Here is a 23,976-nt window from a genome sequence, read left to right as displayed (position 1 = left end):
TGACGCTTATGGTTAAATAAACTGTGTCAAGCCGCATTTTTAGTTCAACTCAATTTTCAGTCTGTTGGGAAAGAAAATGTCAAGCTGAGACATAGTTAATGCACAATTAGGCAAAGCTGTAGTCCACTTTTGCTCTACCTTTTTTATAGCACAATATACCTGTTTGTACAAGGCATTTGTATTAGTAAATGAGCCCTTAGTTTTAGTAAATTTCCTAATTTGTCTATGCAATCCCTCAATTGGATTGGTGGAGCTTCCTAACTGGTCCAGAATACTTAAAATAACCAGACAAATTTTCCCATTGTTTTGCCATGATTTTGTAACCAAGGGATATTTTTCACTCCATTAGCTCAAGCAAATAATTCTCAGCAATCTCTTTACTTGAAGCACGTTTTCAAATCATTTATGAAAACTTTTGCTAGATACATACTTCAGTGAATTCCTTATCTGATGCACTATGCATTTCTGCTTTAGCTATTTATAGCGGTAGGAAAGCTTTTTAATACAGGCAATTAGAATATCTTCTACTCCTCTTTCTTTGAGGTCATTTAGTACTCCCAACCAGAACTTCACTTTCAGCCAAATAAAAACCTAATACTTCTTTTCTGCCATTTTGATTTATTCCCAATATATTATACATACATTTACTTATGCAATGTCCGTCCTCCTTGACCTTAAAAAACATGCCATCCATAAATTGTGTGATTCATAGAGGTTATTACAATTGACTTGTCAGATTGAGTCTGAACTAGTTGGCTTGTTAAGAGATTTGCATTTTTGAAGTGATTGTAGTTTCTGATTGTGTTTACAATTTTGCATGACAAACGACTCTTTTGATAAGATATAGTTTTTCACTTAAGCAAGGAATCGTATTTTCCAGTTCCTTATATTTTTCCCAAGGAGTTTTTCCTTGAAGAGCGCTATGAGGGCGGTGTTTATTATAATACTCTTCCCAATCCCTAAGTTTAATTTGCAATTCAGAGCTCTTGATGGTAACGATACTGTAAAACTCATCTAAGTCTGTACGCTGTGCTCTTTCCACTTTACCATTTAAGTGTGGAGAAAACGGCTTAATAGGACGAAATTTAATTTTCCATTCCTTCAAACATTCTTGCACCTCATAAGCAAAAAATTCTTGCCCTCTATCAGTTTGAATCCTTTGGCAATGGAAAGGTATTCTTTCTCTTAGTTGTTTTAGGAAATCTAAAGTGTTTTTTGAAGTACTTCTTGAATATAATGCAACAATTTTATAACGTATCTATAGCAGTATATTGATAAAGCCCTGACGATATTTTGCACACATCCATCTGCACACGCTCTCCAGGTACTTTACAGTTATAACGCTTGACATGTTTGCGATAATGACGTTTAACATGCAGAAGACTTACACTATGTTTTTTGAAAATTTTGTGTATAGTAGCCAATGACAAGGATAAATCATATAGACGTCTTAACTCGGTTTCTTGCCCCTAGCTTTCTAGTTTGTCTTAGATGAAGAATAAGCTGCTCATCTGATTCATTGATCTTTTGCAAAGGTGAAGTTTTAGGCTTACTACTGAGATCTACTAATCCTTTTTCACCTAACTCTTCATAACGTTTGTACCATTTACGTAAGGTAAAACGTGAAATACCATAATGCTCTTTCCTGCATGACCAAACTTTTTGTATAGTTTTATCCAACTCAGACGTAGTTTAACCCTAGATTAACTAATTTATCCTTTGCAATTGTAATAAGGTCTATAAACTACTGCAAATCCAAATTTCTATTTGACCTTATATTCTTATTGTAATAACATCTATGATGAATCACACAACTAAATTATAATACTGAAAATAATTCAGAGTCAAAATTATTGCTAGGAGTACAAGGATTAATCTCAGAATACGAATGTGCAAAGATAATGGAAAGAAGTCGAAGGGGAAAAACTCCATGCAGCAAGGAAAGGGTGTATAAGTGTAATGGGCTTATGGATACCGCTATATAAATCATGTAGTCAGAGAAGAAGCAAAGTTTGAAGTTGAAGAAGAGGAAGCAAAAGTAGTGCGTAAACTGTTTGAGTGGATAGGTCAGAGCTTAAAAGAAACTACAAGAAGGCATATTACTGCTCCAAAGGGCAGAAGAAATTGGCATTCAGGTACAGTGTGTAGAATGTTGAGGAATCCAGCATACAAAGGACAAGCAGCATTTGGTAAAACGAATCAATAAAAAAAGAAGTGAGAGCAATATGGAAAGTGAGGAAAAAAAGTTATTCCATTTATCAAACTGAGAAAAAGAATTGGATTCATATAGAAATACCAAATATAGTTGAAATTTGATATAGTACAAGAGCAACTATCTGAAAATAGAAAAAGAGCAAGAATGCAACGAAGTGGGAGAAGGTACCTATTACAAGGGCTAATTGTGTGTCAGTGTTGTAAATACATTTATTATGGAATGAGTAATGTTAAAGGAGGAAGAAGTTACTATCGATGCCCTGGAAATCGTTTTGGTGGAAATAGAGTGTGTAACAGCAAATCAATACAGTTGATATACTAGAAGAAGCAGTATGGGAGAAGTAAAGATGGTACTCAAAGAACCAGAAGCAATGACTAAGGAATATCAGCTCAGACTCGTGAAAACATGAAAGTACAGAGGCAAAGGATGAAATTGAAAAGCGTGCAAATAAAATAGAACAAGGTATAGAAAGATTAGCTTATGTATATGCAAGAGGTCATATAACGAAGGAAAAATATGACTTAGAAGTTGAGAGCATGGCAAAGGAGTTAAAAGGAATTAGAGATCAAAGGGAAGAAATGGTCGATGAAAAGAGGCTACAGAGGGAATTAGATTTTATCACAAGTAGTGTAGAAAGTTTTTTCCTCTGAGGTTGAGTTGGAACTTAATCAGGCGGATTGGGAAAACTAAACTTGATATAATAAGAAAATTAGTTCAACGCATTGAAGTTGATGATGATAACGTGCATGTAGTGTTTCGGCTGAAAGAACTCGCTCTCGAAAGGCAAAAAAAAAAAAGTGTTCAACATTGTATCGGGAGTCCAGTGTCAAGTACTGAAATGACAGATGAGAGTGCTAGAATGACAAAAAGGAGCATTTGGACAACAGACAGCTATGCAAGAGGCTTAATAATTCACAGTATATTGCAATATATGCCCAAAATAGAGAAAGACAGGAGAAAAAATTGGGTTAGGAAATATCTTGATAGCATAAACACTATTGAAGATAAGGATGAAATTTACAGCAAAATATTAACCTTTAATGAAAAATATGATTACCTGTTCGACTTGGAGGGCAAATCAGAAATTCCACTTAGTGGAACAATTGACGGAAAACCAGTATTAGTGCGGCTAGACAGACTGTGCATAACAGAAGACAAAGCAATCATAATTGACTATAAATCACACCATAACGTTTCTATTTCCTCATCAAATGAAATAAAAAAAGCAAATGTTGATCTATAAAACCTTAGTGCAAGAAGTCTACCCAGATAAGCAAGTAGAGTGCGTGGTTATTTGGATGGAAGATTTAACCTTACAATCTTTGATCTAAACGGGAGTGTTAAATAAACCATAAGCGTCAAGTTAAGGAAATAAAGGTATGAAAGAGATAGAATAATAAGGTATAAGTTCTCCCAGATATACTTTTAGTGAGAGAACCAATGAATAAAATAACTTGCTTATCAAAAAAAGCTCAAAGAATTTTTTAATGAAAAAGCAGATAAAATCTCAATTAGAACAGGGTTCATAAAAAGAAAGAGAAAGCTAAGAGGTTCATCGTTTATAAAAGCCATGGTCTTGGGAAATATAGGGTTGATAATTGTAGCATAGAAACAATGTGTCAATTATTAAATGAAGACTCGATAGAGATGACAAAACAGGGTTTAGACTTTAGATTTACCGAGGAAGCAGTGGAATTTATGAAAAGGATGTATAATGAATCTTTAATGTTATTTAAAGGTATTTTGCAAATTAATTGTAGAATTTTGAAGCACTTTAGAAGTGTTAAGTTATTGGACAGTAGCTATATTAGCCTACATAATAGTATGGAAAACATGTATAAAGGATATGGCACAAGCTACAGTGGTTATGAAAGCAATACTAAATCTGTAATAAAATTACAACTAGTTTTTGATTACCTAAATCAAACATTAACCCAACTTAACATAACAGAGGGAATAAGGTCAGACCATGGGTATATAAGGTATTTAAGCAGTATATCAAACAACGATTTGCTAATATCTGACCTGGGTTATTTTGTGCCAAGTTTTTTAAGCAAACTCAATGAAACAGGAGCTTATTTTATAAGTCGTTGATACCAATATATATGATATAGAAACAAATCAAAAAATAGAGTTATTAGAATGTTTTAGAGGATAAATTATTTTCTAGAAAATGATGTGCTGTTAGGAAAAGAGACAAAAGTTAAAGTAAGAATTATATGTCAAAAGCTAACTGAAGAACAGTCCATGGCCAGAAGAAGAAAGGCTAATAGATTAGCAAAATCACATGGGTATACATCTTCTAAAGGAACCAAAAGTTATTGAATTGGTCAATATTCATAACTAATGTTTCAGAGAATAAAATTAGTGCTGAACAGGTATTAACAATTTTTACAGAGCAAGATGGCAAATTGAACTATTATTCAAATTATATAAGAGCCATATAAGACTTGATAAACTGAAAGGAAAGCCATATAGGGTATTATGTGAATTATATGCTAAATTATGTGCAGTTCTTATATTTCATGGAATAGTTGGTTGTACAGAACTATAAAAAAGGACACAGAACTTAGTCTAACAAAGGCATTCATCGAACTAAAAAGAAGAATTAGGGAGTTATTTTTTAGCATTAAGCAGTAGAATTAATAATTTGAGAATCTTCCTAAAAAAAAGCTTACCACAACTGGTCACAATTTTCTGTGAAAGACAGGTATAGAAAAATTAGAGTCTCCACACTAAGCTCATTGAACTTTCTAACACTTGCTTCTTAACTTGACGCTTATGGTTAAATAAACTGTGTCAAACCGAAAAGAAAAGTAATAAATTGATATAAAAATGGAGGTTTGACATGAGTCAAAAAATAGCAAACAGAACTACCGGATTGGGTAGACTATAAAGAATTAGAAACAAATATTTTATCATCTATAAGAAAAGGTAGACCGCTAACGGGAAGAGATGGAGCATTAACACCATTTATAAAAAAGCTGTTGGAGGCAAGTCTGGAAGGTGAGATAGTTGTCTGTTGAAAGCGAGGAAAATAATCGCAGAAATGGGAGGAATGGAAAGACTTTGCGGACAAGTGCAGGTTCATTTGAGCTGCTAAACACCAAGAGATAGGAAGGGAAGTTTTGAACCGCAAATAGTCAAAAAAAAGACAAACACACAGAACTTGAAGCAAAGGTCTTAAGCACATATGCCAGTGGCATGGGATAAAGAGTTCAAATGTTTGAGGAAATATTTAGACAAAAATACCAGCAGCAAGGATACTCTAGATATTACCGATTACAATGGCTACCAGAGTAAACATAGAAAATGGCGCATCCGCTCACCAGTGTATCCAAAAGTATTTATGGTTTTTTAAGGTCAAGGAGGACGGACATTGCATAAGTAAATGTATGTATAATATATTGGGAATAAATCAAAATGGCAGAAAAGAAGTATTAGGTTTTTATTTGGCTGAAAGTGAAGTTCTGGTTGGGAGTACTAAATGACCTCAAAGAAAGAGGAGTAGAAGATATTCTAATTGCCTGTATTAAAAAGCTTTCCTACCGCTATAAATAGCTAAAGCAGAAATGCATAGTGCATCAGATAAGGAATTCACTGAAGTATGTATCTAGCAAAAGTTTTCATAAATGATTTGAAAACGTGCTTCAAGTAAAGAGATTGCTGAGAATTATTTGCTTGAGCTGGAAGAAAAAGGTCATTCAGAAATTGTGGAATCACTAAAGCTGATTGATAAGCTATTCAATGCTATAAGAAAGAACAATTATTCAGAAGTTCAAAGTTGCATTGAAAAGGGAGTATTAATTAATAGTAAAAGTATTAATTTTGAAACACCTATATTTTATGCATCACTGAAAGGGCATGCTAATATAGTTATTTTTTTGCTGGAAAATAATGCAAATGTTAATGTTGCTAATCAAGAAGGTATTACACCACTGCACGTTGCTGCTAACATAGAAATTGTGAAATCTTTATTAAAACATGGCATAATTTATAACATTGAAAATAATCAGGGTAAAACACCACTTGACCTTTCTAAAGACAAGAATATTGCTAATTTGCTGGGGCTAGTTGAAGAACTGTTTGAAGATGCAAAAAACGGCAATGTTGGAATCATTAGCAAGTTGCAAGCAGTAAAACCCGATGAGTTTGTAGCTGTAACAAATGCTCGTAATAATCAAGGAAATACGTTATTGCAAGTTGCTATAGTTAATAAACATAGGAATATTGCGAGTAAGTTGTTAGAAACATTAAAAAAGCCAGACCAAGATTTGCAAGATGTTAATATAGAAAGTCGAGTTAAAAGTTTAAAATTTTAGGTAATATCTTGATAAGCTATAATAGTCAAAAAGTTTCCTCTTTCTTAAGTTGAGTGATTTCAGCTTGAGGAAGACCAGTAGACTCAGCTATTAAGTCAACAGATACAACAGCTTTAAGTAGGTTTTTTGCCACAGCTATTTTAGTTTTCATTTCACCTTTTTCTTGACCGATGAGGATGCCTTCTTGTCTACCTTTTTGAGTGGCATCATCGAGTTTTTGAGCAAGGACAGCCTGTTCATCACGAATACGCTTTATCTCTTGTTCATAGGCAATAAATTCTTTTTCTGACCAGTTGAACCTATTTAGTTCTTCATATGCTCTTTTAATTATTAGATCACTTCCTATTATTCTCTCTAGCTCTTCTTCACTAGTTTCGTCTGCATATCTAAAGAAGTAGACCCATTTTTCAACTATACTTGAAAGCTGATCTTCTTTGGTTTTTGGAAATTTAGGTAACTCAATAAATATAAAGTAAAAATCTTTTAGATCATGTTCATTATTATCTTCATCGCGAATAGTATGCTTTGATTTGTACTCAGACTTATCAGGGAATAAAATACAATCTGCTATAGCAATAAAGATAATTTCCTTAAGATCATGATATTGATCACCTTTATCAGCCTGTCCTGAATAGGCTTTAGCAGCATAGTATTGTGCACGTTTTTCAAAGCCTTTGGTTTTAGCGACCTGCATTTCGACTATCACTTGCAGCCCATTTTCATCTCTACAAAGAACATCGACAATGCTTTGTTTTTTAGAGGCAATCTCAGGATCTTGAATAGTACTTAAAAACTCTATATCCTTTATTGCACTTTTACCAGTGAAGCCAAGAATATCATTAAGAAAGTGAATAAGGATATCTTTATTTTTTTCAGTACCAAAGATACGCTTGAATGATACGTCATTCTTAGGATCGAGGAACTTGGAAAGATCCATAGAAAATCCACTTAAAAAGCATTAATAATTATACACAATTTTGAAGAAATATTCAACTAAAATGCAAACATTTTGTATATCTTTATTTGATAGTATTAACCTGTATAATATTTATGGCAAATATCTCAATAGGGTACAAAATAGCACAAAATGTAAAAAGCTGGAGATTAAAGCGAGGTTATACTCAAAAAGATTTAGCGAAGAAAATCGGTGTAACGTATCAAGTAGTACTACAATATGAAAAAGGAACACGAAAAATTTCGATTGAGAAATTGTACGCTATAGCGGAAGCATTGTCAGTAAGTATTGCGGATCTCATTCCTGTATCAAATGAGAAAATCTATCTTGAAAATAAAGAAGAAGAGATACTAAATTTAATAAGAGAATATAAAAAGATTAATGACCAGGAGTTACGTAAGGTATTTTGCTTATTAACCAAATTTGCCCGGGCTGGTGAAGAAAGTAGTAAAAAAACAGAGAAAGTAAAAATTGCAAATGGTCTGGTTAAAGCAGGAGTTTCTGTTGATACTGTTTCAAAAACAATTGGCCTCTCTGCTGATGAATGTGTTGAAGAAAAGGTTGGTTCTATCTACTACCAAATAGGCAAAAGGATAAAGGAATGGAGGATAGTGAAAGAGTATACTCAAAAGGATTTAGCAGAGAAAATGAATACAACCCGTCATGAAATAAGCAACTATGAACAAGGAAGGACTTCTGTTCCACTGGGAAGATTATATGAGATAGCGAAGGCGTTATCGATTAATATCATGGACCTACTTGAACTAACAGAGGATAAAGTGGTACCTGATTTAATTGAAGAATACAAAAAAATTGAAAGCCAAGAACTATGTAATGCACTAATGAAATCTCTATTTGAAAGGATACGAATTTGTGAGGAGAAAATTAGAGAAGCAGAAAGAATCAAAATTGCAAAGGATTTAGTGAAAGGAAGAATTCCAATCAACATTATTTTGCAAACGTTAGGCATCTCTTTAAACGAAATTCAACAATAAAAAAATCATCATATATTAATATCTTTACTTTTTGATGAAAAAAAATAAGTAAAAAATCAAAAAAAATAGTCAAAAGCAGATGGATTGGTGAGCAATAGATGTACGATCAAGAATATTTAGCAAAAGTTGAGCAAGCAATACAAAAGTTACAAAGTGGAGAAAGAGTAATATCAATTGCATATGGTGACCATGTGGTGAGATATGCTGAAGTTCAGATAAATGATTTGCTCAGCCTCAGACAACGGATTAAAGCTGAGCTAAAAGTTGCAGGTGTGAAGCCAAAGAGGAAAATTGTTTTTTCAACGAGTAAGGGGATCATATAATGATAAAAATCGTTGAAAGGAACCGTATGACAAAAATTATAGCAAAAGAATATACAGAATTTTTAGAGCAGTTGAAAAAACAGATTGCTATTAGTCGTTATAAAGCAGCAAGAACAGTAAATAAAGAGCTACTACTACTTTATCATTATATTGGAACACAGATTCTAGAAAAACAAAAGAGCCAAGGTTGGGGATCCAAAGTAATTGAGCAGTTAAGTAGAGACTTAAAGGCTGAGTTTCCAGAAATGAAAGGTTTTAGCACAAGAAATCTAAAATATATGAGGCAGTTTGCAGGGGAATATCAAGATATTGAATTTGTGCAACAACTTGTTGCCCAATTGCCATGGGGACATAATGTATTTCTGATGGACTTAGTTCGAGACAAAGAAGCGAGGCTATTCTACATAAAAGAAGCTATAGAACATGGCTGGTCAAGAAACATTATGGTAATTCAGATTGAACTTGGGTTACATAAACGTCAGGGAAAGGCTATCACTAATTTTAAAGAGAAGTTACCTTCACCTCAATCAGATTTAGCGCATTATACATTAAAAGATCCATATATTTTTGATTTTTTGAGTATAGGAGACGATGCTCACGAAAGAGAAGTAGAAAAAGGACTTGTAGGCCATGTAGAGAAGTTTTTGCTTGAGCTAGGGGAAGGATTTGCGTTTGTTGGTAGACAATTTCATTTAGATGTTGGCGATGACGATTTCTACATAGATTTATTGTTTTACCACTTGAAGCTACGTTGTTTTGTGGTGATTGAATTAAAAGATAAAAAATTTAAACCTGAATATGCAGGAAAAATGAATTTTTATCTTTCAGCCGTTGATGATTTACTGAAGCATGAGACAGATCAACCATCTATAGGATTAATTTTATGTAAATCTAAAAATGATGTACTAGCAAAATACAAGCTAAAGGATATGACGAAACCGATAGTCCTTTCTGAATATCGAATAACTGAAAACCTACCAGAAGAGATAAAAACAGCGCTACCAACAATAGAAGAGCTAGAGGATGAATTATTGAAAATTTCAGATAAGGAAAAGTAATGCTATTAAAATCATTCAAACAACTATTTAACAAACCAAAGATAAAAAGCTAAGCATGGGATGCAGCAGGCTCGGGAAGGAGAGTGATGTATTGGCAAGGAGAAACAGGAAGCATAAATAATTTACTTTCTCAGAGCCTTGGGCACTTACGTAGCCGCTCTCGTGATATGGTAAGAAAAAATCCGTATGCAGCAAATATCATTGACACAATAGTAAGTAACTCTATTGGAACAGGAATAAAACCACAATCAAAAGCAAGAGATGGAGAATTTCGAAAGAAAGTGCAAGAATTATGGCTAAAATGGACAGATGAAGCAGACAGCAGCGGAGTAAGTGATTTTTATGGATTACAAGCTCTAGTATGTAGAAGTATGATAGAGGGAGGAGAATGTTTTGTACGACTCCGAACAAGAAAGCTGGAAGATAGATTTTCTGTACCATTGCAACTTCAAGTATTGGAATCAGAGCATTTAGATAACAAAAGCAATCAGACTCTTGCGAACGGCAATATTATTCGTAGTGGTATTGAATTTAACCGACTTGGTCAAAGAGAAGCTTATTACCTATTTAGGGATCACCCAGGTGAAGGTTCGTTTGGAGAATCAGTTAGAGTACCAGCAAATGATGTTTTACATATTTATAGACCACTAAGACCTGGGCAAATTAGAGGAGAACCATGGCTTTCGAGTATACTTCTGAAACTTTATGAGCTTGATCAATACGATGATGCAGAATTAGTAAGAAAAAAGACAGCAGCAATGTTTGCTGGATTTATTACGAGACTCGATCCAGAAGCAAATATCATGGGAGAAAGTGAAAGTAATGAGCAAGGAGTAGCACTATCTGGCCTAGAACCTGGAACAATGCAGCTTTTAGACCCAGGAGAGGACATAAAATTTTCAGAGCCATCAGATGTTGGAGGAAGTTATGAAGCGTTTATGAGACAGCAACTGAGGGCAATAGCAATAGGCACAGGGATAACATATGAGCAACTAACAGGAGATTTAACCGGTGTTAATTACTCATCAATCAGAGCTGGATTAATAGAGTTTCGTCGTCGATGCGCTATGCTGCAACACAACATTATAGTATTTCAGTTTTGCAGGCCAGTATGGAGTAGATGGCTAGAACTTGCCACTTTATCTGGAGAGCTTTCTACAACAGATAATCAAATATTTAAAGATGTAAAATGGATACCACAGGGATTTGATTGGGTAGATCCTTTAAAAGACCAGCAAGCACAACAGATGGCAGTAAGGAATGGATTTAAGAGTCGAGCAGAAGTAGTATCAGAAATGGGTTACGATGTAGAAGAAATTGATCAAGAGATTGCCGAAGATCAAAAGCGTGCAAATAGTCTCAACTTAATGTTTGACTCTGATTGTAAAGGATTATGATGCTCTTAGGAAAACCATTAATGCTTGAACCAAGGAGTTTTGAGCTGCTATCGCTATACAAAGAAAAACAGCCAATTTTCAAAAATCTCAAGCACTCTATCAAAAGTAAAGTAGAAAGAACTGCAATTATACCAATTCATGGAATCTTGACGAAAAAACCAGGCGCGTTTGATAAAATGCTCGGGATGACATCATATGAGCAAATAGAAGAACAAATTACACAAGGATTAGCAGATAGTAGTATAGAGACAATTATACTGGAAATAGATAGACCAGGAGGAGAAGTAAACGGTATTTTCGACTTGGCTGATTTTATCTATAGTGCAAGAGGAAAAAAGAGGATAATAGCGATAGCAAATGATGATGCATACTCTGCTGCATATGCTATAGCTTCAAGCGCTGAAAAGGTATTTTTGAGTAGAACTTCAGGAGTAGGAAGTATAGGAGTAATAGCAAGTCATATAGATCAAAGTGGATTTGATGAAAAATGTGGAATAAAATATACCACAGTATTTGCAGGAAGTAGAAAAAATGATTTAAATCCGCATGAGCCAGTGACGTCTGAAAGTCTGGAAAGCTTACAAAAAGAAGTAGACCGACTATATGAAATGTTTGTGCAGCTAATAGCAAGGAACAGAGGTCTTTCAATTGAAAAAATTCGATCAACAGAGGAAGGGCTATATTTTGGCAAGAACGCTGTGGATATTGGTCTTGCAGACGGAATGACAATTCTTTCATCTATTAATAAAAACAGGAGTATTACTATGAATGAACAAACTACAACTGACCTAGAAACTGATAATTTAACTAAGTATCGTACTGAAGTTCTTGAATTAATACGTTTATGTAACTTATCACGAATGCCAGAAAAGATAGGAGAATTTATAGAGCAAAGCGTAAGTGTTGAGCAAGCAAGGGAGGTTTTAATGGAATTACTTGCAGAGAGAACGAAAAAGACAGAGATACTGAGTGCAATACCACAGAATTCAGGAGAAGAGTTGATGATGCAGGTAGCAAAAAGTCGCGCACAACCAGGTATTTAAAGTATTTGTATAACCGCCGTGTATAACAACCATAAATATGGTGGTAAAACTAAAGGAAAAAAAGGAGAGAAAAAGACATGATAAGTATAACTGAAGGAAATAATTTAGGAGATCTTCTGAAATATGAAGTGTCCAATCTATATTCAAGAGACCAAATAACAGTAGCTAAAGGTCAAAATCTTAAGCTTGGTGGAGTAGTTGCCAAAAAGACGGAAGATGGTTTTATTAGAGTACTTAATCCTGCTGGAACAGATGGCACACAAACAGCGATAGGTGTAATAGCAAGCGATGTAAACGCAACGGAAAACACCAAAGCAGTAATCATTACACGTATAGCAATGCTAGCTGATCATGCAGTTGTCTGGCCAGCAAATATCACTGAAGAGCAGAAAACTTCAGCAATAAAGCAACTTGAAGGACGAGGGATCATTATCCGCAAAGGAGTTTAACTAAAATTAATAAGGAGAAAAAGAATGCAAAATCCATTTACAAATACAGCATTTAGCATGACGGCACTAACTAATGCGATGAATATATTGCCGATAAATTATGGACGAGTTGAAAATCTAAATTTGTTTCCAAGTAGGTCAGTAAGATTTAGACATATCACCATAGAAGAACATAATGGAGTTTTAAGTCTACTACCAACACAAGTTCCAGGAGCACCAGCAACAGTAGGAAAAAGAGGAAAAAGAAAGGTAAGAACATTTACGATTCCACATATTCCACATGATGATGTAGTGTTACCAGAAGAAGTGCAAGGAATAAGAGCATTTGGATCAGAAAGTGAACTTAAAGCGCTGGAGGATGTAATAACTGATCATTTGCAGCTAATGAGAAACAAACATGCAATAACGTTGGAGCATTTGCGAGTGGGAGCGCTGAAGGGAATTATTCTTGATGCTGACGGGTCAGAATTATTAAATCTTTACAACGAGTTTGAAATAACACCAAAAGTAGTAAATTTTGCCCTTGGAACAGCAACAACTGATGTAAAGCGTAAGTGTCTGGAAGTACTCCGGCATATAGAAGATAATCTAAGTGGTGAATATATGACAGGAGTACATGCCTTGGTAAGCCCTGAGTTTTTTGATGCACTCACTTCTCATGCTAAAGTGAAAGAAGCATATGAAAGATGGCAAGAAGGAGCAGCGCTAAGAAATGATATGAGATCAGGATTTACGTTCTGTGGAATAACATTTGAGGAATATAGAGGACAAGCAACAGATCCTGAAGGAACCGTGAGAAGATTTATAGAAAAAGATATAGGTCACTGTTTTCCACTAGGAACAGCGAGCACATTTACAACATATTTTGCACCAGCAGATTTTAATGAAACAGTGAATACTCTTGGACAGCCACTATATGCAAAACAAGAACCAAGGAGGTTTGATAGAGGAACTGATTTACATACGCAGTTAAATCCTCTGCCAATGTGTCATAGACCTGGCGTATTAATAAAAGTCGCTATAGCGTAACATACTGGTAGAGTAACTACAAGGTGGTGAGGCACAGAACGACTCTACCGGTATGCGCTTTCTTAGCATGTAAAGGTTAGTATATCAAAAAGAAATATGCAAGAGAATGTTAAGCGATTATTGGAGGATTGTTTTAAGCATCTAGGAGTGGAAGCCATATATTGTAATCGAAATAAGGAGGGTATTCGTAGAATAAAAGTGCTAATTAAACGTCCTGAGACTACGTACTCTCTAGGTGCAGATGGAGCATTAAGTCAGCAAATTGCTTCTATAGAAATACGTGATCAGGACGTTAATTCCTTTAGCATAGGTGATTATATCAAGATTGAAAAAAGGTTCTACAAGATTTTTGAACCACCGTTAAAAGATTCTTCAGGTAAAATATGGAAAATTGAGGCAATAGAAAGTGTTTGATATAAAAACTAATAACAATATTAATGAAATAATCTCCAATATTGAAAGAAAAGAGCAGAAAATAAGACTGGCATCTATAAAAGCGCTGAACAAAACAGCAATATGGCTAAAATCACAAGCAGCTAAGGAAATCAGTGAGGAAAAGAGAATAAAATTAAGTTTGATAAGAAAGAGATTAAGAATTTTTAAGGCGAAAACTAGCAGATTAGAAGTGTTAATTAGAGCAAATCTCTATGACATTAGAGCATCGACAATTGGTAAAATACAAAAAATAAGAAGAGGATCGAAAGTAGGAAAGCATGAGTTTATAGGAGGATTTGCAGCAGTTATGCCAAAAGGAAATAGCGGTATTTTTAAGCGTGAAGGAAGAGCAGCATTGCCAATAAAGGAAGTTAAATTGCCATTGGAACCAGAAGCATCAAAAGTAATAAGAGATCTTGTTAATTATGAGGTTGAGAAAGTGTTTGAAAAGTTCTTTGAGCGTGATATTACAGAAAATGTATGAATTTTAAAGATTTACATCAAGCAATTTGCACTAAGTTAAAAGAAGAAATATCAGCAATACAGACGTGCGAAATTTATCCATCAATAAGAAAAGAATTATTAGCGCCAGCGTTATTTGTAGAGCTTGTGAGTTTAGAATCTGGAAAAGATCCTGGAACAGAGGAATTAGCGCTGAAAGCAAGATTTGAAGCAAGAATTGTGATTGATAGCACAATAGAAAATGCTCCTATTATTGTCAGAACATTAGCTGCTGAGATTGCGAAAGTAGTAAATAAAAATACTTGGAACGTGAAAAATGTTTCACCAGGAGAATTTATCTCTGCGGAAATTGACGGATTTAGACCTGAATTAGATGCGTATTTGGTGTGGTTGGTTGAGTGGAGTCATCAGCTTCATTTAGGTAAATCGATATGGACAGAAAATAAGATTAAGCCACATACGATTATAATAGGAGAAAATGTTAGAGAGTAATTTTGCTATTTCAGAGCTGCAAAGAAAGTTAGCAAACATTGTACGAATAGGGCTTGTAAAAGAAGTAGATTATGAAAAAGCAAAAGTAAGAGTTAAAATAGGCGAATTTTAACAGATTGGTTGCCATGGATAACAAGCAAAGCAGGAAAAGATATAGATTGGTCTCCGCCAGATATCGATGAACAAGTTGTGGTATTTTCTCCTCTTGGTGAACTATCATTAGGAGTAGTATTACCAGGAATATATCAGGAAAAGTACCCTGCACTAGAAAATAAAAAAGAAATAAATAGTATAAAGTTTCAAGATGGGACGAAGTTTACATGTGATAAGGAAAAACATCATTTAGAGATTGAAGTAGTGGATAAAATAACACTGAAGGCTGGGGAATCGAGTATAGAAATGACAAAAAGTGGAATAAAACTGAAAGCAGAAAGGATCGACTTAAATTGAACAAAGGAATAGTGAGGTCAGGAGACTACTGTGGAGAAGCTATACCACATTTCTGCATTAGCGGAAGTAATAATGTTTTTGTAAACGGTAAGTCAATATGTAGACAAGGAGACAGTTTTAGTGAAGGAAAAGTAATGATTCAAGGATCAAAAACAGTGTTTGCAAATGGTTATGGTGTAGGAAGAGTAGGAGATATAGTTTCATGTGGGTTTAAAGTAGTAAAAGGAAGTGAAAGCGTCTTTTTTGCAAAATAGAAATGAAGGGTATGGATGCTAAAACAGGAAAAGCGTTAGAAGAAATAGACCATCTTAAACAATCAATTATTGATATATTAACCACTCCAGTAAACAGTAGAATAATGAGGAGAAGTTATGGTTCAAGGCTATTTGAATTAGTTGATAAACCGATAAATAGAGATTTAACACTTGAGATATATGCAGCAACAGCAGAAGCACTGGGGAAATTTGAGAGGAGATTTAAGTTAGAAAAAGTAAAAATTGAAGGAGTAAAAGAAGGGAGAGTAACATTGAATTTAGAAGGTGTCTATCTTTCAGAAGGTAAGTTCATAAATATTAATGGAGTAGTTGTTTAAAAATGCAGACATCTAATATTATTGAAAAGCTAAGCTATGAGGAAATCTTTTCGAGAATGAAAGAAGAGTTAGTCCGTAGAGATAAAACCTTTTCAGGATTAGTAGAATCGGATCCAGCAATGAAAGTTCTGGAGGTATCAGCATGGCGAGAACTTTTACTCAGACAAAGGATAAACGAAGCTGTAAATGGTAATTTACTTAAATTTGCAACGGGAGAAGATCTTGATAACTTAGCTGAATTTTATGGAGTAGAGAGAGAAAAAGAAGAAGAGGATGAAAGATTTAGAAAGAGGGTAAAAGCAAAAATAAAAGGCTGGAGTACAGGAGGAAATTATCGTTATCATGCACTGTCAGCAGATAGAAGAGTAAAGGATGCGCTGGTTGAATCAAAAGTGCCAGGTAGTGTAGAGATTTCGATTTTATCCACCGAGTTATCCACAGCGTCAGAAGAGTTACTTGAAATTGTAAAAAAGCAGGTTACTAGAGATGATATAAGAGTTTTAACAGATACAGTAACAGTAATTGGTTGCAATATTACGGAAATAGATATTCACAGCAGAATGAGCATAAGTCCTATAATATCGAAGGAGGAAATCAAGAAGCAGTTTATTAAGAAGTTTGAATTAGCAAAAAGATTAGGGTGGAGTGTAACAAGATCGTGGATAATAGCAAACCTATTTGTAGATGTTGTAGAAAATGTGGAATTAATAGAGCCAAAAGAGGATATTGTGGTGCTAGGTAATGAGTGTGCTACTTTAAGAAACTTAGAGATTGAGTTGAATTAATGTTATTGCCACCAAATGCAACAAAACAGGAAAAAGCGCTAGTAGATGCAACAGATTATAAGGTTGATATCCAAAAAGGATATAAGTTTAGTCTTAAAGAAGAAACATTGCCGTGGATAATAGAAGAATATGGCTTAGAAGGAATACTGCGTTGGGTAAAAGATAGAAGAAAAGCAGTAGTAGAAGGAGTAAAATTTCAAAGACTGAGAGGAACACCTGCATCACTTAAAATAGCGCTCAAATGGGCAAATATAGAAGATATTACAATTATTGAGGAGCCACCTGGTAAACATTTTTTCGAGTTGCAAATAGGAATAAAAGATGTTCCAAATGACTTTTTTGTGGATGCAGTAGTAGAACTTGCAAAACTATCGTTACCAGCAAGATCGCGGCTAATGAGGATTTTTAACGATTATTACAACGTTGATAGGTTTATTTTAGATGAAAGCTTTTTTGGAAGTTTGTTATCAGACTACTCTGGTATAAAAGTTGAAAAAAATGGGCCAGTGTTATCGTTTGGAAGAATAAATTTTTTCAGTTTTAGATGTCTGTTAGTAGAGATTGTAGACAACTATTTAAGGGAGCATTATGAGCAAGCATTTAGTAATGATGTATATCGATTAGATGTAGCAGTACTTGGAGAAACCGAGCCTCACACAAAGAATTATAACGGTATTTATAAAAGAAGTAATCAGTGGAATAATTTAAAAACGCTATACCCTTTACTACAGAGCTTATTACCTGAGATTAAGTTTGCTAAAGCGCAGATAGTATTATCATATAGCTGGAATTTAGGAGAAATAAACGCATGTTTTCCAGTTGGTAGTTTAGAGGAAAGAGGAAATAAATTTGTATTGGGAAGCGATAAACTTTCAGGGCAATATTGGAATTTAAAATACAATCCAATTTTAGAAAGATTTGGCGTTACTCATTTTTATCAAACAAAGAACTTCATTGACCAAAAAATAGTAGGATACGTTATAGCAGAATACAATATTAGGTATGAAAACGATTTAGAGCAAAAAGACTCAATACACGAATTAGAAAATTACATTTTAGTATTTTACCCGGGAGTACTAAAGTGGCACGAACATCGACATTTGCACAGAAGTTGGAAAAATAGTCAAGCAATATGTGTAATAAGTTAAGTACTTATATTTAGATCCTCATATATTATATTAATAATAGTTTAAAGTGTATGAAATAAAAAGAAAATGACTTGCTTTCTCATGCTAAAAAGCACATGACCTGAATAGCAGCAGGTAAATATAAGAAATTTATCTAACGCTAGAAAAGCTAATTTTGTGAGGTAAGTATGAAGTTTAGCAAAGAATCTTTTAGTAAGTTTTTTAAAGAAGTATCAAGTAAAAACATTAATAAAATAAATGAAGAAGGAGAGACGATCTTGCATCAAGCAGTAGAAATCTCCAATTACAAAACAGTGAAGTTATTAATAAAAAAAGGGGCAGAGGTAAATGCAAGAGATAAAAATGGTTATACAACACTACACTGTGCAGTATTTGCGAAAAGCTTAGAAAATGTAAAAGTGCTGCTAAGGGAAGGAGCAGAAGTAAATGCCACTCAATATGTCACTGGATGTACGCCACTCCACTCTGCGTGCAAAATAGGAGGAGCAGGAGTTGAAATAATAAAAGAGCTAGTAAAGGCTGGAGCTGAAGTTAATCAACTGAATAAGTATGGTGCAACACCAATGTACTATATCTGGGAAAGTGAAAAGTATTCTCTGTGTGATAGAGAAGAGAGTGAAAAGGCAAGTAAATTTTTAAGAGAAAAAGGTGGAATAACAAAAAGTAGAGAACTGACGTGTTATGGAATAGAGGGACTAGTGGGAGAAATAGCAGACATGTTGAATGGAAGCTACATGCCGGAGCTAAAAATAATAGAGATAGGAGAAATAAGGAAGAGAGACAAATCGCTAATAAAGAAAGAATGTCAAAATTTAGCAAGCAAGATAATGAGCCAAGTGAACGAAATGATAGATGAGGTAGCGAAAAGAGGGATTTAAATTTAAAGAAAAGGTGAGGTGGATTATGTTAAAGCTTGGCAAATTTAATAAATCAGCAAAAGAATTATTAGAGAACTCATATAAAAATATTTATGCAAGAGACGAGAATGAAAGAACAGCTCTGCATTATGCAGTAGAAGCAAAAACAGTGAAGTTATTAGTCGAAAAAGGAGTGAATGTGAATGCAGCAGATGTAGGAGGATACACAGCACTGCACCTAGCGGTAACGGAGAAACATCTAGAAACCGTGAGAGAATTGATAAAGTCAGGAGCAAATGCAAATGCTGAAGAGTATGGCAATAAATGTACGCCATTGCACCTTGCATGTATGGTGGAGAAAGTGGAAGTAGTAAAAGAGTTAGTGGAAGCAGGAGCAGAAATAGAACAAGAGGATGAATGTGGGATGACAGCAATAGATTATGCAAAAAATAGTAAAGAAGTAACTGAAGTATTGAAAAAAGAAATGGACAGAATTGAAAAGTTATTTATGAGAGGCTGAAAACATGGAGGAAGAAATAGAAAAGAAAGTAATGAATTTAGGGAGAAAACCTTTGGGTGAGCTGAGAAAAATATGGAAGAAGGTGTATGGAGAAGAAGCGCCTAGATACTAAAAGAAATATCTGATACCGAGGCTAGCATATAGAATACAGGAGGAAGCGTATGGAGAAATGTCAAGAAAAGGTGCCAAAAGACTAGATTATTTAGCAGATCGGCTAGAGAAGGGAAAAAGAATAAGTAGCGATAAATTACCAGTAGAAGGGAAAGAATTAATACTAGAGAGAGGGGAAGAGACTCATGCGGTGATGGTAACAGATAAGGGTTTAATCTACCGAGAAGAGTTTTTTACGTCATTATCAGCAGTAGCCGGGAGAATAATGGGAATGAGTTACAATGGGCCGCTCCTATTCGGTTTACGTGATCAAAAGGGAAGGGAAAATGTGTAAAGGGATAAGATGTGGAATATATACGAGAAAGTCAAATGAAGACGGTCTAGAACAAAAGTTTAACAGTTTAGATGCGCAGAGAGTAGCATGTGAGAAATATATAAAGAGCAAAGAAGGCTGGGTAGCATTGGTAAAAAGGTACGATGATGGAGGCTATTCAGGAAAAAATTTAGAAAGACCAGCGATAAAGGAATTATTTGAAGATGTTAAAGGAGGAGAGATAGACTGTGTAGTGGTATATACGCTCGATAGGCTCTCAAGAGAAACAAAAGACAGCATTGAAGTAACATCATTTTTTAGAAGGCATCGAGTAAATTTTGTAGCAGTAACACAAATATTTGACAATAATACGCCAATGGGAAAGTTTGTACAAACAGTGTTATCAGGTGCAGCACAACTAGAAAGAGAGATGATAGTAGAGAGAGTAAAAAATAAAATAGCAACATCAAAAGAGCACGGACTATGGATGGGAGGAACTTTGCCGCTAGGGTATGATGTAAAAGATAAGGAATTAATAATAAATGAAAAAGAAGCAAAGACGGTAAAGCATGTGTTTGAAAGATATTTGGAGCTGAAGTCAATGGCAGAGTTGGCAAGGGAGTTAAACAGCCAAGGGTAACGGACGAAAGCAAGGTTTGATATCTTTAAAAAGGCAACGGTGAGAAGAATAATAACAAATCCAATATATATGGGAAAAATCAAGCATTATGAGAAAGAGTATGAAGGAAAACATGAAGCAATAATAGAAGAAGAAAAATGGCAAAAAGCGCAGGAATTGATAAAGAATCAGCCATATAGAAAAGCAAAATATGAGGAAGCGCTACTTAGGGGAATAATTAAGTGCAAGATCTGTAATGTAAATATGACTCTGACATACTCAAAAAAAGAGAATAAAAGGTACCGATATTATATATGTAATAACCATTTAAGGGGAAAGGGTTGTGAATCAGGAAGCCGAAATGTAATAGCCGGAGAAGTGGAAAAAGAAGTGATGAAGAAAGCTGAACAGCTATATGAAAAATGGGGAGAAAAAGCGGAAGAATGGGAAAATTTAAGTTTTGGAAAACAGAAAGAAGTAGTGAAAAAGTTAATAAAGGGAGTAATGGTGAGAGAGGACGGAATAGAGGTGAGCTCAGAGGATAAGGTAGAATTTATACCAATAAAAAAGAAAGGAAACAAATGTACAGTAGTAGAGCCAGAAGGTAAGACAAATAATGCGCTACTGAAAGCAGTGGTAAGAGCCCATTCCTGGAAACGTCAGCTAGAGGAAGGAAAATATGCAAGTGTAAAGGAAATGAGCGTTAAAATTAAGATAAGTATGAGAAGAGTACAGCAGATTTTGAGGTTGAATTATTTAGCTCCGAAGATTAAAGAAGATGTAGTAAATGGGAGGAAGCCAAGAGGTTTGAAGTTAGTTGATTTAAGAGAAATACCAATGCTGTGGAGTGAGCAGATGTAAAAATTATACGGTTTTAATTTATAAAAGTAACAGAAGAGTATGTGCCAGAAGGAGCCGCTACAAAGGGCAATGCCAAGAGATATTGAGATTGATATAGAAAAGTAAGTCAATGTTACAGAATCAATTATGCGAAAATATCAATATAAATGATGAAGATTTTAGCATATCGGACACAACAGTGATAGAAAATGTATCCAATTTTAGCTGAATATTTTAATGGTAGATCTGGAGAGAAATTCTGTATAGCCTTTCTTATAATAATCCGAATTCGATAAGATACGTATTGATGGCTATAGCAGGACAGTAGCATATCACGGTCTGTAAAGAGCTATAAAAGGCAGCTCAGCCAATTTTATGTTCCATATCCTCATTTTGTAGCTAGCTAAAAAACAATATAAAAGAATATTCTTAAAAGATCATAGACATTGGTACGAATTCCTTAATATATAAATTATAGTAGTTTGTATTTAAATAATAATCTTTAACTTTTATGATCTACCTATCCCGAAAATCAGGACCTCTTCTTGAATCCTTATCTATACGTTCTACCCATGAATCCTTCTGCTTATTGGATTCACTTATAACTTCAGGACGCATTAATCCACCAGATCTTTCAAAATATCCCTGTTCAATAGCATCGTAGACCCAGTAGTTGCCAAGCGCGCAATCATTGCCTAACTCTTGTTCGCGACCTTTTAATTTTTCTAATATTTCCTCTCTATTACTCACTTCTACTATAATTTTGCTTTTATTCTGTATGTCAGGATACATCCTAACGTCTACATTTCCCAAACTAGTATAGAAAGTTAATATTACATCGCTGCCTTCTGTAAGATCTGTGTAATTCCTTATTCCATCTTCAGTTTTAACTTCTACTTCACTATTACCGATCTTTACTATATTTCTTCCACACTTTACATCTCCATCTATTAGACCTAAATCCCTTGCCCCATCTGTTATCTTTATAATGTCTATTTTACTATCTTTAGAATATTCTAAGTAAAAAACGGAGTTGTCTACTCTTGCATCTTTTAGCTCGCTATTGGTTGCACTTTTTGCGATTTCAATAAACTTATGAGCATTGCTAATATAATCTCTATAAGCTTTTTTTAGGTTAGTTTTATGCTCTTTAAATTCTGATGTCAGTGTGTTAGCATCAACTGTATTACCAAACACCGCCCCTTTTGATACCAATTGACATATTATATTACTAGCAACTTTAGGATTTTTTTCCAACTCACTGATTTTTTTCATCACATAATCGGTAAAAGTGTACTCATTACCTAAAAAGAAATCTTGTGAAAGAGAATAGTTTAATCGTACACCAGACTTTATAGCATCGTTTACAATCTCTTCAAGTTCAGCCATGTTTTGAGCCTGAAACACCTTATAATAAAACTCATTTAACTTTTCCTTTTGATTTGAGGTTAAATTAACGAGTAATTTGCTGACCTGTCCTTTCTTTTGCTGACGATAAATAATATTTTTATCATAATCTAATGCTCCTGCTTTTAGAAATATTTTTCTTAACTCTTGAGCAAGATATTCATTATCCCAAGCAAAACGATCAACATACGAAAACACTTTTGATTCACCCATTCCTTGCCGAATATTTAGCACCACTTTTAGGTCTGAGTCTCTTTTATGCTTACTTAAAAACTCCTTTAAATTTTTAGTGCAGTCTGAATCACACACAAGTAAGTCATACAATTCCTTATTCATCTTTTTCTGTTTATCAGTTAAGAATAATTCTTCTATATTATAGAAGAGTTTATTAGTTGCTATTTGTTGTGGAGTTTTGCCCTTTCTACTTGTTATATTAGGGTTAGCCAGTTTTAAGAGAAGAGATTTTGCATTATCGTAATGACCTATGGCAGCAGCAATGTATAATGGTGTTTTTCCTTTGTTATCTTGTATATTAGGATCTGCACCTGCACCTAAAAGTAAATCTATAGCCTGATTTCCTGTACGACGAAATCCAGAAATATTTGCTCCTGCAATTGCATGCAATACTGTTGATTGAGATTCTCCTCTTCTGAGATTAAGAATTACTTTTAAATCTTTATTGTTTTTATTATCATGTAAAAATTCTTCAAGGGGCTCAGTATTATCAAATGAACCACAGTTAGAAGCTAAACATTTTAGAGCACTAAGTAACTTTTTGTTTAAATTTTTTTGACTTGGTGTAAGGTCATAATCTAGAGCAAACCAAACACAAACCTGTTCACTTAATCCAAGTTTGCTATCTATCAAAGATAATGGTTCATTATAGTTTCTAACTGATGGTAAATCTCCTGAGTACCACATATCATTCATCATCTCATTTAATAAATGTTCTTTAGATGATAGATGTTCTATAATGGATTCATATTCAAAATCAGATAGTTCTGTTTTGGATTTTGGTTTTAGCTGATTGATGATAGATTTTATCATCCCAGTAGACTCACCCATACTTACCCCTATAATATAATATAATATAATATAAATAGTACATTATACGCGATATATAACATTAAGTCAATAACCATAATCTTTTTACTACTCA

Annotated in this window: 23 protein-coding genes and 9 pseudogenes; 26 read left to right on the top strand and 6 right to left on the bottom strand. The window is 34.2% G+C overall.

What is annotated here, in order from left to right; all coding sequences use genetic code 11:
* Positions 1-39: 39 nt before the first annotated feature.
* The 4 genes and pseudogenes from AAE962_RS06695 to AAE962_RS00350 all read right to left on the bottom strand — a co-directional run bounded on the left by AAE962_RS06695 (position 40) and on the right by AAE962_RS00350 (position 1,680).
* Positions 40-327 carry a transposase gene (locus AAE962_RS06695; RefSeq protein ID WP_410543834.1) on the bottom strand — a complete coding sequence of 96 codons (288 nt, stop codon included), beginning with the start codon at positions 325-327 and terminating at the stop codon, positions 40-42.
* 217 nt (positions 328-544) lie between these two features.
* On the bottom strand, positions 545-640 hold the full coding sequence (locus tag AAE962_RS06690; protein ID WP_410543833.1) for a hypothetical protein: 96 nt from the start codon (positions 638-640) through the stop codon (positions 545-547).
* Between the two features lie 222 nt (positions 641-862).
* A pseudogene (locus AAE962_RS00355) lies at positions 863-1,177 on the bottom strand (integrase core domain-containing protein); the annotation flags it as partial.
* A 260-nt stretch (positions 1,178-1,437) separates the two neighbouring features.
* Entirely contained in the window at positions 1,438-1,680 is a 243-nt protein-coding gene (locus AAE962_RS00350) for a helix-turn-helix domain-containing protein (protein ID WP_343288912.1), read from the bottom strand.
* Between the two features lie 361 nt (positions 1,681-2,041).
* Here AAE962_RS00350 and AAE962_RS00345 point away from each other — a divergent pair, with 361 nt between their 5' ends.
* From AAE962_RS00345 to AAE962_RS00320, 7 genes and pseudogenes are all read left to right on the top strand, one after another.
* Positions 2,042-2,206: a recombinase family protein gene (locus AAE962_RS00345; RefSeq protein WP_158619483.1), complete on the top strand. Its 165-nt coding sequence runs from the start codon at positions 2,042-2,044 to the stop codon at positions 2,204-2,206.
* A gap of 99 nt (positions 2,207-2,305) precedes the next feature.
* The gene (locus tag AAE962_RS00340; protein ID WP_343289104.1) at positions 2,306-2,536 is read left to right on the top strand and encodes a zinc ribbon domain-containing protein; all 231 of its coding nucleotides are present in this window, start codon (positions 2,306-2,308) and stop codon (positions 2,534-2,536) included.
* A 499-nt stretch (positions 2,537-3,035) separates the two neighbouring features.
* Positions 3,036-3,546, top strand: a pseudogene (locus AAE962_RS00335) (PD-(D/E)XK nuclease family protein); the annotation flags it as partial.
* Positions 3,547-3,655: 109 nt separating this feature from the next.
* A pseudogene (locus AAE962_RS00330) lies at positions 3,656-4,986 on the top strand (IS4 family transposase).
* Between the two features lie 77 nt (positions 4,987-5,063).
* Positions 5,064-5,427 (top strand): annotated as a pseudogene (locus AAE962_RS06685) (transposase); the annotation flags it as partial.
* A gap of 113 nt (positions 5,428-5,540) precedes the next feature.
* Positions 5,541-5,913: pseudogene (locus tag AAE962_RS06680) on the top strand (transposase); the annotation flags it as partial.
* A gap of 15 nt (positions 5,914-5,928) precedes the next feature.
* Positions 5,929-6,537, top strand: coding sequence for an ankyrin repeat domain-containing protein (locus AAE962_RS00320; protein ID WP_343289600.1), 609 nt, complete (start codon positions 5,929-5,931; stop codon positions 6,535-6,537).
* Between the two features lie 25 nt (positions 6,538-6,562).
* On the opposite strand, the gene AAE962_RS00315 is transcribed toward AAE962_RS00320, so the two are convergent.
* Positions 6,563-7,474: an Rpn family recombination-promoting nuclease/putative transposase gene (locus AAE962_RS00315; protein ID WP_343289103.1), complete on the bottom strand. Its 912-nt coding sequence runs from the start codon at positions 7,472-7,474 to the stop codon at positions 6,563-6,565.
* 113 nt (positions 7,475-7,587) lie between these two features.
* On the opposite strand from AAE962_RS00315, the gene AAE962_RS00310 reads away from it, so the two are divergent.
* The 19 genes and pseudogenes from AAE962_RS00310 to AAE962_RS00220 all read left to right on the top strand — a co-directional run bounded on the left by AAE962_RS00310 (position 7,588) and on the right by AAE962_RS00220 (position 21,431).
* Positions 7,588-8,487, top strand: a complete 900-nt coding sequence (locus AAE962_RS00310) for a helix-turn-helix transcriptional regulator (protein WP_343289102.1) — start codon at positions 7,588-7,590, stop codon at positions 8,485-8,487.
* Between the two features lie 98 nt (positions 8,488-8,585).
* Complete coding sequence (locus AAE962_RS00305) at positions 8,586-8,810, top strand: gpW family head-tail joining protein (RefSeq protein WP_343289101.1); 225 nt, start codon at positions 8,586-8,588, stop codon at positions 8,808-8,810.
* A 26-nt stretch (positions 8,811-8,836) separates the two neighbouring features.
* Positions 8,837-9,868 carry a YhcG family protein gene (locus AAE962_RS00300; protein WP_343289100.1) on the top strand — a complete coding sequence of 344 codons (1,032 nt, stop codon included), beginning with the start codon at positions 8,837-8,839 and terminating at the stop codon, positions 9,866-9,868.
* A pseudogene (locus AAE962_RS00295) lies at positions 9,868-11,265 on the top strand (phage portal protein). The gene AAE962_RS00300 and the pseudogene AAE962_RS00295 overlap by 1 nt, the downstream one beginning before the upstream one ends.
* On the top strand, positions 11,265-12,308 hold the full coding sequence (locus AAE962_RS00290) for a S49 family peptidase (protein ID WP_343289599.1): 1,044 nt from the start codon (positions 11,265-11,267) through the stop codon (positions 12,306-12,308). Before AAE962_RS00295 ends, AAE962_RS00290 begins: the two are co-directional and overlap by 1 nt.
* Positions 12,309-12,385: 77 nt before the next feature.
* Positions 12,386-12,757, top strand: a complete 372-nt coding sequence (locus AAE962_RS00285) for a head decoration protein (protein ID WP_343289099.1) — start codon at positions 12,386-12,388, stop codon at positions 12,755-12,757.
* 24 nt (positions 12,758-12,781) lie between these two features.
* On the top strand, positions 12,782-13,786 hold the full coding sequence (locus AAE962_RS00280) for a major capsid protein (protein ID WP_343289098.1): 1,005 nt from the start codon (positions 12,782-12,784) through the stop codon (positions 13,784-13,786).
* A 96-nt stretch (positions 13,787-13,882) separates the two neighbouring features.
* Complete coding sequence (locus tag AAE962_RS00275; protein WP_343289097.1) at positions 13,883-14,200, top strand: hypothetical protein; 318 nt, start codon at positions 13,883-13,885, stop codon at positions 14,198-14,200.
* Positions 14,193-14,705, top strand: coding sequence for a phage tail protein (locus tag AAE962_RS00270; protein WP_343289096.1), 513 nt, complete (start codon positions 14,193-14,195; stop codon positions 14,703-14,705). Before AAE962_RS00275 ends, AAE962_RS00270 begins: the two co-directional genes overlap by 8 nt.
* Complete coding sequence (locus tag AAE962_RS00265; protein ID WP_343289095.1) at positions 14,702-15,175, top strand: hypothetical protein; 474 nt, start codon at positions 14,702-14,704, stop codon at positions 15,173-15,175. Before AAE962_RS00270 ends, AAE962_RS00265 begins: the two co-directional genes overlap by 4 nt.
* Positions 15,162-15,625: pseudogene (locus AAE962_RS00260) on the top strand (phage baseplate assembly protein V). The gene AAE962_RS00265 and the pseudogene AAE962_RS00260 overlap by 14 nt, the downstream one beginning before the upstream one ends.
* Positions 15,622-15,879: a PAAR domain-containing protein gene (locus AAE962_RS00255; RefSeq protein WP_343289094.1), complete on the top strand. Its 258-nt coding sequence runs from the start codon at positions 15,622-15,624 to the stop codon at positions 15,877-15,879. The pseudogene AAE962_RS00260 and the gene AAE962_RS00255 overlap by 4 nt, the downstream one beginning before the upstream one ends.
* A 2-nt stretch (positions 15,880-15,881) precedes the next feature.
* A complete protein-coding gene (locus AAE962_RS00250; protein ID WP_343289093.1) occupies positions 15,882-16,217 on the top strand; it encodes a GPW/gp25 family protein in 336 nt (111 codons plus the stop codon).
* A gap of 2 nt (positions 16,218-16,219) precedes the next feature.
* Entirely contained in the window at positions 16,220-17,002 is a 783-nt protein-coding gene (locus AAE962_RS00245) for a baseplate J/gp47 family protein (protein WP_343289092.1), read from the top strand.
* The gene (locus tag AAE962_RS00240) at positions 17,002-18,150 is read left to right on the top strand and encodes a phage tail protein (protein WP_343289091.1); all 1,149 of its coding nucleotides are present in this window, start codon (positions 17,002-17,004) and stop codon (positions 18,148-18,150) included. The genes AAE962_RS00245 and AAE962_RS00240 overlap by 1 nt, the downstream gene beginning before the upstream one ends.
* Positions 18,151-18,317: 167 nt before the next feature.
* Positions 18,318-19,028, top strand: a complete 711-nt coding sequence (locus AAE962_RS00235) for an ankyrin repeat domain-containing protein (RefSeq protein WP_343289090.1) — start codon at positions 18,318-18,320, stop codon at positions 19,026-19,028.
* Between the two features lie 25 nt (positions 19,029-19,053).
* A complete protein-coding gene (locus AAE962_RS00230) occupies positions 19,054-19,527 on the top strand; it encodes an ankyrin repeat domain-containing protein (RefSeq protein WP_343289089.1) in 474 nt (157 codons plus the stop codon).
* Between the two features lie 4 nt (positions 19,528-19,531).
* Positions 19,532-19,972 (top strand): annotated as a pseudogene (locus AAE962_RS00225) (DUF2924 domain-containing protein).
* Positions 19,965-21,431 (top strand): annotated as a pseudogene (locus AAE962_RS00220) (recombinase family protein). The pseudogenes AAE962_RS00225 and AAE962_RS00220 overlap by 8 nt, the downstream one beginning before the upstream one ends.
* A 495-nt stretch (positions 21,432-21,926) precedes the next feature.
* Here the strand turns inward: AAE962_RS00220 and AAE962_RS00215 are convergent.
* Positions 21,927-23,882: an ankyrin repeat domain-containing protein gene (locus tag AAE962_RS00215; RefSeq protein WP_343289088.1), complete on the bottom strand. Its 1,956-nt coding sequence runs from the start codon at positions 23,880-23,882 to the stop codon at positions 21,927-21,929.
* Between the last annotated feature and the right edge of the window lie 94 nt (positions 23,883-23,976).

Source organism: Wolbachia endosymbiont of Encarsia formosa, assembly GCF_039540065.1.
In the GTDB taxonomy this organism is placed as follows: Bacteria; Pseudomonadota; Alphaproteobacteria; order Rickettsiales; family Anaplasmataceae; genus Wolbachia.
The sequence above is the reverse complement of the archived record's forward strand: the minus strand, read 5'-3'. Positions and strand labels throughout refer to the sequence as shown.

Coding starts and splice junctions, on each gene's coding strand:
- AAE962_RS06690 (WP_410543833.1), bottom strand. CDS start 640: ATGTATAATATATTGGGAATAAATCAAAATGGCAGAAAAGAAGTATTA.
- AAE962_RS00315 (WP_343289103.1), bottom strand. CDS start 7,474: ATGGATCTTTCCAAGTTCCTCGATCCTAAGAATGACGTATCATTCAAG.
- AAE962_RS00310 (WP_343289102.1), top strand. CDS start 7,588: ATGGCAAATATCTCAATAGGGTACAAAATAGCACAAAATGTAAAAAGC.
- AAE962_RS00305 (WP_343289101.1), top strand. CDS start 8,586: ATGTACGATCAAGAATATTTAGCAAAAGTTGAGCAAGCAATACAAAAG.
- AAE962_RS00300 (WP_343289100.1), top strand. CDS start 8,837: ATGACAAAAATTATAGCAAAAGAATATACAGAATTTTTAGAGCAGTTG.
- AAE962_RS00290 (WP_343289599.1), top strand. CDS start 11,265: ATGCTCTTAGGAAAACCATTAATGCTTGAACCAAGGAGTTTTGAGCTG.
- AAE962_RS00285 (WP_343289099.1), top strand. CDS start 12,386: ATGATAAGTATAACTGAAGGAAATAATTTAGGAGATCTTCTGAAATAT.
- AAE962_RS00280 (WP_343289098.1), top strand. CDS start 12,782: ATGCAAAATCCATTTACAAATACAGCATTTAGCATGACGGCACTAACT.
- AAE962_RS00275 (WP_343289097.1), top strand. CDS start 13,883: ATGCAAGAGAATGTTAAGCGATTATTGGAGGATTGTTTTAAGCATCTA.
- AAE962_RS00265 (WP_343289095.1), top strand. CDS start 14,702: ATGAATTTTAAAGATTTACATCAAGCAATTTGCACTAAGTTAAAAGAA.
- AAE962_RS00250 (WP_343289093.1), top strand. CDS start 15,882: ATGAAGGGTATGGATGCTAAAACAGGAAAAGCGTTAGAAGAAATAGAC.
- AAE962_RS00245 (WP_343289092.1), top strand. CDS start 16,220: ATGCAGACATCTAATATTATTGAAAAGCTAAGCTATGAGGAAATCTTT.
- AAE962_RS00240 (WP_343289091.1), top strand. CDS start 17,002: ATGTTATTGCCACCAAATGCAACAAAACAGGAAAAAGCGCTAGTAGAT.
- AAE962_RS00235 (WP_343289090.1), top strand. CDS start 18,318: ATGAAGTTTAGCAAAGAATCTTTTAGTAAGTTTTTTAAAGAAGTATCA.
- AAE962_RS00230 (WP_343289089.1), top strand. CDS start 19,054: ATGTTAAAGCTTGGCAAATTTAATAAATCAGCAAAAGAATTATTAGAG.
- AAE962_RS00215 (WP_343289088.1), bottom strand. CDS start 23,882: ATGGGTGAGTCTACTGGGATGATAAAATCTATCATCAATCAGCTAAAA.